The organism is Mesorhizobium sp. M0052, from assembly GCF_040323255.1.
Taxonomy (GTDB): domain Bacteria; phylum Pseudomonadota; class Alphaproteobacteria; order Rhizobiales; family Rhizobiaceae; genus Mesorhizobium.
The window spans coordinates 1-7,446 of sequence record NZ_JAMYUS010000051.1; the positions used below are offsets into that span (position 1 = coordinate 1).

The window sequence follows — 7,446 nt, forward strand, 5'->3', positions numbered from 1 at the left end:
CGCGAGCACAAGAAGCTCGCTCTGCGCCAAGCCGCATGACCAGCATCATGGCTGCCCCATTTTGCAGAACTTGACGCACACAACCGCCGGCAGATTTCTCTTTAGCATTCAGTCCGCCTAAATCGTCCATGGTAACCTCGCCGGATAGTTTGGCTATTCGGCACGTTCCGCAAACGCCCTGCTGGCAGGCGGTTGGGATGTAGATGCCACAGTTCCGCGCCGCGTCCAGCAGGGTCTCTCCGGGCGCGCAGCGTTGCTCCACACCCGAGCGGACAAAACGGACCGAAGACGAAATCGCCAAGCCCAATTCCGACCGAGAACCATTGCTGCCTCCGAAACTCTCTTCGTGATACTGCGCCGGCGGGAAGCCTATTGCATCAAGGCAGGCGCGTGCCGTCTTCATGTACCCTTCGGGCCCACAGGCAAAAACAGTGCGCTTGTGAAGATCGGGAACCAGGCTCAGCAGCATCCGACCATCAATTCGGCCGGTTGAACCCGTCCAAGCGGGACCTCCCTGGCCGCAAACCAAAGTCACTTGAACATTGGGAAAGCGAGCGGCAAGTGCTTCCAGTTCCGCTCGGAAGATGATGTCGCCTGGGGTTTTCGCGCTGTGAATGAAGCGGATCTCCCTGTCGTCTGCGCGGTCTGTAAGCGCACGCAGCATTGACATGGTCGGAGTCACGCCGCTCCCGCCCGAAAGGAAAACAGGTTTCTCGGACGGCAATTTATCCAGATTGAACGAACCGAGCGGCCCTTCGATCTCGATCTCGCTGCCCGGCGTCAAATGGTCATGGATCCAGTTGGAAGTGAGCCCGCCCTGCGTTCGCTTCACGGTGATCTGAAGATCAAGCGGTCGCGTCGGCGGTGACGATACCGAGTAGGCGCGCGTTATTGTGGCGCCGTTGATCCTGAGGTGCACGAGAACATACTGGCCCGCGCTGAAGCAGAACATCCGACCAGCGGCAGATGTGAGAACAAATGTTTTCACATCGTGCGTCTCGTCTATCACGCGACGGCAGAGCACTATATCTCGCGTCTTTTGTGCCCATCGCCGCTGACGCATGGTGGGCACGACATCTGAGGCTTGGATGGAGGCGTATGCATTCATCGTGCGGCTCGGCATTAGGTCGAGCGAACATGCCAGTTCTTACCCCGCTGAACAGCAATATTATTCCAGCGTTATGATCGCGAATATCGATTAAACCTCCAGCGACATAACAGCGAGATGGAGAGCACGGATGCCTTTGCGAATGATCGGTTCGTGTTGGCGGCGTGCCAGTATCGCCGTATGGACTGGCTGGTGCAAGGTCGGCGCTCCTTCGACCAGGAACGATGGAATCTCACCGGTAAACCTGCGCGCATCATCGCTGCGCATGTAGCAAGTGCCGCCCGTTCGCCGGAGCATGATCTCCGCCAGAGCTTCCGATCCGGTCGAAAGTCGGCAGATCGCCAATTGAGCCAGCATCTCTGCGTGCGTTTTCTCCAGCACGACGGTGTAGCCTGGGCGGATGTAGGTGTCGGGATCGACGTCCGACAGGTTTCTGGCGGCAGTCGAAACCATTACATATTCCTCGACCATCAGGTGCTCGTATGCGATCTCAGGCAAGTAGCGGGGGGCATAAAGCACCGCGATATCCAGGTTTCCCATGCTGAGGTCGCTGACCATCTGGTTCGAATAATCCGACTCGACATGGATTGAGGACTTCGGAAGTGCTTGGCACAGGGTTTCGACCCACCCGGGCAGGACTGAGCGGGTCATGCCCACTTGGGCGGCAACGCGCAAGGTGCCTTCGAAACGGTTGAAGGCCCGGACATCGTGGCGAGCCTGCGACCAAGTGGATACCAGAGATCTTGCGTAGGCTTCGAACCGGCGCCCTGCGGCAGTCGGCTCTGCCCCGGCGCGTCCGCGTTGGAACAGTTCAGATCCGATTGCGCTCTCCAGGTTCTTGATGCGGGTGCTGATTGTCGATTGGGTTAAGCCCAACCGATCTGCGGTGCGATTGAAATTTCTCGATTCGATGATGTCGAGAAAGGTTTCGATGTGATCAAGCTGCATGGAAATCCCGATCGAAAAATTCGATCATGTTCCTGCCTACCATAAGCTTGATCAAACAATTCTCAAGGGGGAAGCTGCACCAGATCATCGGCCGGCGCACCGCCGGGACGGGCCACGGAGCGGAACAAAGTGTTCATAGTTGATTGCGACTGTCACAATTACTGGTCAAGCGCCACCGTGTTGACGCCATACCTTTCCGGCTTGTGGAAAGACATGTTCACCGAGGGCGAGAAAACAGGTCCAGCCGGCGCATTTCCGCATGGCCATCGCCCCTGGTTTCATCCGCAGGACTTCTCCCGCAAGGACGTCCGTCCGAAGACGGAAGCCGACAATTATCTCATCATGAAAGAGAAGCACCTCGACAAGTACAAAGTCGACGTGGCGATCCTCACCGGCGATGAGCCGATCGAGGCGTCGACCCTCGCCAATCCTTACTATGCCAGCGCCCTGGTCAGCGCCTACAATGACTATCAGATCAACCAATGGCTGCCGAAAGACGATCGTTTCATGGGTTCGATCATCATCGCACCACAGGATCCGAAGCTCGCTGCCGCCGAGATACGCCGTCTGGGCAGTCATCCGCGTATGGTCCAGGTTCTCGCTTCCCAAGGGTCCGTTAAGCCGTATGGAGACCCGTTCTACCATCCGATCTACGAAGCTTGCGCTGAAGTCGGGTTGCCGTTCGCCATACATCTGGGCGGGCATGGCGGCGTGAATTCAACTGCCATTGCGCCTGCGCCCACGACATTCTTCTGGGAAACGCATGCCATTTTGCACATGTCCGCGATGTCGCACGTGGCAAGCATGATCGCCCATGGCGTCTTCGAGAAGTGGCCGGACCTCTACTTCGTGATCATCGAGTGCGGTGTCGCCTGGGTTCCGTCGGTCCTGTGGCGCCTGGATGCCGACTACAAAGCGCTGCGTAAAGAGACGCCATGGCTGAAGATGCTGCCATCGGAATATTGCCGGCGCAACATCCGCTTTTCCACGCAGCCGCTGGAGCAACCTGCAAACATCCAACATCTCTGGTCCACGCTCGAAGCGATGGACGGGGAAAACACGCTGATGTTTGCGTCGGACTATCCGCACTGGGATTACGACGATGCCAACACGCTGCAAATCCCTCCTGCCTGGAAGAGCAAGATCATGGGACTGAATGCGTTGGAAGTCTACAAACGCATCCCCCGCGCGCGAGCTGCGAATGCTGCCTGAGGAAGCATACGATGCCCGAGAAGACATATATCTGCCGCGTCGACGAGATCGAAACAGGATCTCCGTTTATCGCCAAGATCCGCAGCCTTTCGGTCGGGATTTTCCGCATCGGAGATTCATTCCACGCGCTGCTGAATGTCTGTCCGCACCGCGGCGCTCCACTTTGCGAGGGACCGCAATGCGGGACAACCGCGCCCGTTGAACAAGCGCAATTCATCTATCATCGCGAAAACGAGATCGTTCGATGCGCCTGGCATGGCTGGGAATTCGACATCAAGTCAGGTGAAGCCTTGGTCGATCCGTCCATTCGCGCTCGCACATTTCCAGTCACCGTCGAAGCCGGCAGCATCTATGTGACGGCCTGATTGGCCCAAAAGCCGATTGGGATTGGAAAAATTCGAAGAAAGATGGCCGAAGCCAACTAGCAGATTTGTTCGCAGGTGCTTGAAAAAAATAACGCGGAGAACTCCGCAATGGGAGAGTCAAATGTCAGAATCTGAATACAAGCTTGGTATCGCGCAAAGCCTGGTCGGTGGCGGCAAAGTTTCCCGCCGCGACTTCATTCATCTTGGGATAGCCGCAGGCCTGACGGTCGCCGCCGCCGACACGCTCTTCGTCGCCAGGGCGCGTGCCGAACCGATGCACGGCGGCTTCGCCAAGCTCGGCATGGCTCATGGCGCGACGACGGATTCAATCGATCCCGCCGGCTACCCCGATACGTTCACACAAACCGCGTTTTCGGGCTTATCCAACAGCCTCACTGAGGTCGACGCCAAAGGCAATGTCCAACCGGACCTCGCCGAGAGCTTCGAATCTTCGGATGGGGCCAAGACCTGGGCCTTCAAGCTGCGCAAAGGCGCAACCTCACCACCTGGTCGGCTCGCTTGTCTTCGCGCATGCCCTCAAAGCTTGGATGCCGCAAACTGCCGTCCGGTGTCACTTCGGCATAGGTAACCTCGGCAACAAGTTCGGGCTTCACCCATTTGGCACGTCGGGCAATGTCTCTCGGGACGGACGCGAAAGCCGATTTCTCAAGACGGCGTTTCTCGAGCTTCGCGAGGATGTCCTTGCGCTCCGCCTCGGTGAACCCCGTGCCGACGCGGCCGCGATAGATGAGCTTGCCATTGTCGTAAGTGCCGAGGATCAGCGAGGCCATGCCCCGTCCCGTGTCACTTGGGCGATAACCGCCGACGACGAACTCCTGCCGTTTCGTGCACTTGATCTTAAGCCAACTCCAGGTGCGGTCGCCGACATAGGTGCTGTCGGCGCGCTTGGCGATGACGCCTTCGTGGCCGCCCTCGCACATGGCGTCAAACACCCTTTTGCCCTGGTCGACGATGTGGCTGGAGAATTGCAGACTGTCGTCAGGGCGGCGCGTGCCCAGCAGGGACTCAAGTCGCGCCTTGCGTTCGAGGAGCGGCTGGTTCGACAGATGTTCGCCATCGAACTCAAGCAGATCGAAGGCGTAGAACTTGAGCGGCATACCCGCGGCGATGCCGGTTTTCAGCATGGAGAAGTTCGTGCGGCCCTGGCTGTCGATAGCGACGATCTCTCCATCGATCAGCACCGCGCCTTCGGTCAGTCTTTGAAGCGGCGGCAGGATGACCTTGAACTGTCGGGTCCAGTCGTGGCCATTGCGCGTATAAACGACGACATTCGAGCCGGAGATGGCGATTTGGGCACGATAGCCGTCGAACTTCATCTCGAAAAGCCAATCCCCGCCGACCGGTATGTGGTCTGTCAGCGTGCATAGCTGGAAGGGTCGAAACCGCGGGAGCCGATTTGTAGGGACAGATTCTGAGTCTCTGGGCCGTGTGCGCCTTTTACTGAGGGTGCCGTCTACAGCCGACATGCGGAACTCGGATACATAGTCCGACTCAATACCCTGCCCGGGATTCGGTTCCATGCCCAAGCATCCCGCGCCGGCGACCGTCGGCGCTCAAAGGAAGAAAGGCGTATAAGCCGCAGTCCTGCTTGCGTCCGCAACAGCGGACAATTGTCGCGCGCAGGACGAAGGAAATTCGCCCCCGCCGCGGGCGGTGAACGGGACAGCCGTAGGAGCGTCAGCATAGCGCCGGCCGCAGGACGGGACGCGGGACCGACTGTCCCCGTCCGCGGTGGTCCGCATATTTTTGCGTCGAAGCCGACCGGCGGAGATCGCGCATTTCCCGCTTCGAAAGTTCGGCCGCTGATCGCGATCGGAGTGTCCAAGCCAGAGCCGAGTTGGCCTACACGAAATCGATGAGGTCTTGCATCCGTTCACCCCTCAATTGCGTGGCAGCTTGTGAATTTCCAGCCTGACAGGCCCTCCCCTGTCACAACTTGTGCAAAAGAGCGCTCGCTCGACCGAACTCAATAGAGCGCCTTTTCCATAGCGTTCAATGAGGCCGGCAGGCTTTACCGTTGCATGGTGCGAACAGGATCTGCACCAGGCCCGCAGCACATGCCACTCGCGAAGATCGCCGAGCGCCACATCCAGGGCAGCGTGAACGCTGCCATCGATGATGGCCTGCAATGGGATCTTGACCTCGCCTGGTGTCAGAATTTTCTCCATCACATGCCGACTGTTGTAGTGGATCAGCAACATGCCCGGCCGGCGTCGGATGGCGGCCTGCCAGGCTGCCTGGCTCACGGTTGAATCGGGAGAACGGAAAATTGTTTCGGACAAAACCTGCTCCTCGCGATCCCAGACCTCGACCCAAAAATTGTGTTCCGCGGTTTTGCCGTTGCTTCGCCATCCACGGCGATTGACGCCAAGCCATGGTCGCTTTGCTGCTCCAGATCACGCAGAAACAAGGAACATATTTCTCCCTCGTCAAGGGCATGCTGGACTCTTCGTTCTCTTTTTGTTCACTATTGGCACGTGCTGGCCGGCGTCATCCAGATTGGCGCAGGACTCATTAACTCAGCGTGGCGCTTGCGCAATAACTAATTTAGTGAAATCTTAAATGCTTCTGGGAGTAGACGAGAGACCGGTCGGTCCAATTATGGGGCGGCATTGAACATAAATGTTTTTTCCGCGATTCCTGGTCGGGATGTTTGCCACGTCGACCGTGGTGGCGTTATGGATTTACCTAGCAACGGGTTCGTTCTGGAAGTCGCTTGCATGGACCTTGCTGATTTTGATCATATTCCAGGTTGGATATTTCTTGTTTTCATTCGCGCTTTTCCACACGCTTTGGACGAAGAGAACCGAAGAAAAACCGAACACCGCCGAGCCTACCCGTCGAGACGGCGGTGTCTCATCTAAAGGCGGCCGATGATGCTCACAAGCCGGCCACGCAGCATCGTCAAATCGCCGGGGAAGGTTGACCGTCTTAAATCGCGCCATCGTTGGGCGGCAAGCGCCTCCCTGAAATCTTGCAGAGGAATGAAGCAAGCCTTCCTCGCGGCGCAGGTGCCTCACACGCCCGATTGCTGTCTTTGCAAGCAACGATCTCCCCACTGTTATTGGGTAGCCGGGCCGAGGCTTGCGTTTGCACATGATCGGCGATGCTGCCCTGGGGATCGCGGCGACTGGCCGAATAGGACGACAAATGACGCAGGAACTTGGACGCTACAGATGCTGTGGCACCAGCGGACAGGAATACCGTCGTTGAATACCAGAATATGGTCGGCTTCGACGCCATGAGTGGCCGACAGATAGGCCGAGAACGAAAGAGCATCGCTTAGTCAATGGCGGCGCTGCGCCGACGACAACACCACTCAGACACTCAGCACCCACGAGTTCATCCAACAGGTGGATTAGGCCACCGTCGATGTTAGTCCAGGGGCTCCGAACTCAGCGTGTGGTCGGTCGTCCTCGAATTCACTCGGAGGGTTCTGCGGGCGCGCGTTCCCGCTGACCGCTCTCCATCCCAAGTCGTCAAGCGATCCGCGGCAGCCAGCTTGCGCGCGGGGCCTCCTAGGTGATCACGCCATAACGCCGATCGACCGAATAGGTCATGACTTCAGCTGCGGCGGACCAGATGTCTGCTTGGCCGCCGCCGCACAGCCCAGCAGATCCCACGGTAGTGTGCTGAGAGTTCTGCAAATTCGCTGAGAGGGGGCGGTCATGGCAGGCTGGTGATTGTTCACGTCACCTGATTCCCTGGAAGGAACGCCACCATGACCAAGACTGAAGTTAAGACCGCCAGCGCTGCCGTCAAAGACATTTTGCTTTCGAACCCGGATGGATT

Annotated in this window: 9 protein-coding genes; 3 read left to right on the top strand and 6 right to left on the bottom strand. The window is 58.0% G+C overall.

Going from position 1 to position 7,446, the window contains the following annotated elements; all coding sequences use genetic code 11:
• Both NKJ77_RS32130 and NKJ77_RS32135 read right to left on the bottom strand, forming a co-directional pair.
• A partial coding sequence (locus tag NKJ77_RS32130) for an FAD-binding oxidoreductase (RefSeq protein ID WP_352536366.1) occupies window positions 1-1,108 on the bottom strand: 1,108 nt, incomplete at its 3' end.
• 90 nt (window positions 1,109-1,198) lie between these two features.
• Complete coding sequence (locus tag NKJ77_RS32135) at window positions 1,199-2,056, bottom strand: LysR family transcriptional regulator (protein ID WP_352536367.1); 858 nt, start codon at window positions 2,054-2,056, stop codon at window positions 1,199-1,201.
• Window positions 2,057-2,185: 129 nt separating this feature from the next.
• Between NKJ77_RS32135 and NKJ77_RS32140 the strand changes: the two genes are divergently transcribed.
• Both NKJ77_RS32140 and NKJ77_RS32145 read left to right on the top strand, forming a co-directional pair.
• Window positions 2,186-3,268 (top strand): amidohydrolase family protein, encoded by a 1,083-nt coding sequence (locus NKJ77_RS32140; protein ID WP_352536368.1) that lies wholly within the window; start codon window positions 2,186-2,188, stop codon window positions 3,266-3,268.
• A gap of 11 nt (window positions 3,269-3,279) precedes the next feature.
• Window positions 3,280-3,633, top strand: a complete 354-nt coding sequence (locus tag NKJ77_RS32145) for a Rieske (2Fe-2S) protein (RefSeq protein ID WP_023673824.1) — start codon at window positions 3,280-3,282, stop codon at window positions 3,631-3,633.
• Between the two features lie 124 nt (window positions 3,634-3,757).
• Here NKJ77_RS32145 and NKJ77_RS32150 read toward each other — a convergent pair whose 3' ends face one another.
• From NKJ77_RS32150 to NKJ77_RS32160, 3 genes are all read right to left on the bottom strand, one after another.
• Window positions 3,758-3,943 carry a hypothetical protein gene (locus NKJ77_RS32150; protein ID WP_352536369.1) on the bottom strand — a complete coding sequence of 62 codons (186 nt, stop codon included), beginning with the start codon at window positions 3,941-3,943 and terminating at the stop codon, window positions 3,758-3,760.
• A gap of 166 nt (window positions 3,944-4,109) precedes the next feature.
• Window positions 4,110-5,174: a non-homologous end-joining DNA ligase gene (ligD, locus tag NKJ77_RS32155; protein WP_352536370.1), complete on the bottom strand. Its 1,065-nt coding sequence runs from the start codon at window positions 5,172-5,174 to the stop codon at window positions 4,110-4,112.
• Between the two features lie 360 nt (window positions 5,175-5,534).
• Window positions 5,535-5,936, bottom strand: a complete 402-nt coding sequence (locus NKJ77_RS32160; RefSeq protein WP_352536371.1) for a hypothetical protein — start codon at window positions 5,934-5,936, stop codon at window positions 5,535-5,537.
• A 367-nt stretch (window positions 5,937-6,303) separates the two neighbouring features.
• Here NKJ77_RS32160 and NKJ77_RS32490 point away from each other — a divergent pair, with 367 nt between their 5' ends.
• The gene (locus NKJ77_RS32490) at window positions 6,304-6,531 is read left to right on the top strand and encodes an exopolysaccharide production repressor protein (RefSeq protein WP_444849006.1); all 228 of its coding nucleotides are present in this window, start codon (window positions 6,304-6,306) and stop codon (window positions 6,529-6,531) included.
• A gap of 679 nt (window positions 6,532-7,210) precedes the next feature.
• On the opposite strand, the gene NKJ77_RS32165 is transcribed toward NKJ77_RS32490, so the two are convergent.
• Window positions 7,211-7,446, bottom strand: a 236-nt coding sequence (locus NKJ77_RS32165; RefSeq protein WP_352536372.1) for a hypothetical protein, incomplete at its 5' end; no start/stop codon positions are given.